This window comes from Acinetobacter endophylla (assembly GCF_053543775.1).
The window spans coordinates 1-1057 of record NZ_JBLVOM010000141.1 but is presented as its reverse complement, the minus strand read 5'-3'; the positions used below and the strand labels follow the sequence as shown (position 1 = coordinate 1057).

Genomic DNA, 1057 nt, shown 5'->3' with positions numbered 1-1057 from the left:
AATTCTCCACCTTTTATCTTTTATATAATAAACAAAGTGAACAATAAATAACAATAAGGTTACAAAAAAATTACTAGATGTTACAAAAACAGGGCTGGTAAAGAAAAATCTCTCAGAGGAGGTGCTAATTCTTTTCAAACTTAACCTTATGTACTGGGCGATGTCCTGTATAAGACTCATGACATACTGCGATTAATCAACACCACCTTCTTCTTCTAAACTTAATAAGAAAGTATGGACACCCTGCATGTCATTTAACTCAATATTATTGCCGATCCATTTCATCGTAGTTGGTTTCATATTGTTTATGTCTTCTTGGATTTTATTGTAGGGGGGATTACCGCAGTTGACCATTGCTATGCTCTTTTTATAATTTGCCATTAAATTATCTTCCCTATAAAAGATTTTCAAGAAAATCGGTCTGTATTTGGCCAGTCAACGCTACAAAAAAACTCATCCGATAAGTATTCTTACATAAACCCGAGGTTCTATAACTTGGATCCTGAATATCTTACATATGCAGACATAGCTCATACATCGGAATTTAAACTTACCCTCTACACTGAAATTAAATTTTAGAAACGCAGAGGAAATTCAGATGGAAAAGTATTCAAAGATTCTAATCCTGAGCTTATTTGGATTTACTGGAACAGTAGCTATTGCAGATGAATCCATCCCAATAGAAGCAACTGCCGCCGCCGAAGCGCAACAGGTTGCTTTAGATTATGGAAATGAGAAAGACAAAAAATCTGAATCATCTGAAAGCCCTTAATTAAAGTGATGCCGGTCAGTTAAGAAATTGACTGGCATTTTCTTGGGTATTTCCGTGGTGTTCCTTTCACAACTCGTGGGCAACTCCTCACTCCCCTCTCAGGCAAAACATATCTCTTAGATTTTTCCAGTAAACTTTCTAAATGTTTAGGTAAATTACCTGCGGAGTCTAAAGAGTCGAATCTTAATATATTCAGAATGCCAATAGATGCAATATGAAAGCTGATTCTCAAAGGACTGACTTTTGCACGTTGAGCCATATGTTTCATTTGTCTTCTTAGAATAT

The 1057-nt window shown here is 35.6% G+C and carries 2 protein-coding genes and 1 pseudogene; 1 reads left to right on the top strand and 2 read right to left on the bottom strand.

Annotation, left to right across the window (positions count from 1 at the left end):
• Positions 1 to 192: 192 nt before the first annotated feature.
• Complete coding sequence (locus tag ACNPNW_RS06025) at positions 193 to 381, bottom strand: hypothetical protein (protein WP_167367475.1); 189 nt, start codon at positions 379 to 381, stop codon at positions 193 to 195.
• A gap of 217 nt (positions 382 to 598) precedes the next feature.
• On the opposite strand from ACNPNW_RS06025, the gene ACNPNW_RS06020 reads away from it, so the two are divergent.
• Complete coding sequence (locus ACNPNW_RS06020; RefSeq protein WP_004281965.1) at positions 599 to 772, top strand: hypothetical protein; 174 nt, start codon at positions 599 to 601, stop codon at positions 770 to 772.
• Positions 773 to 791: 19 nt separating this feature from the next.
• On the opposite strand, the pseudogene ACNPNW_RS06015 reads toward ACNPNW_RS06020, so the two are convergent.
• Positions 792 to 1057: pseudogene (locus tag ACNPNW_RS06015) on the bottom strand (IS4 family transposase); the annotation flags it as partial.

Bases quoted from the DNA above. Each gene is read 5' to 3' on its own strand.
- ACNPNW_RS06025 (WP_167367475.1), bottom strand. From the start codon at position 381: ATGGCAAATTATAAAAAGAGCATAGCAATGGTCAACTGCGGTAATCCC.
- ACNPNW_RS06020 (WP_004281965.1), top strand. From the start codon at position 599: ATGGAAAAGTATTCAAAGATTCTAATCCTGAGCTTATTTGGATTTACT.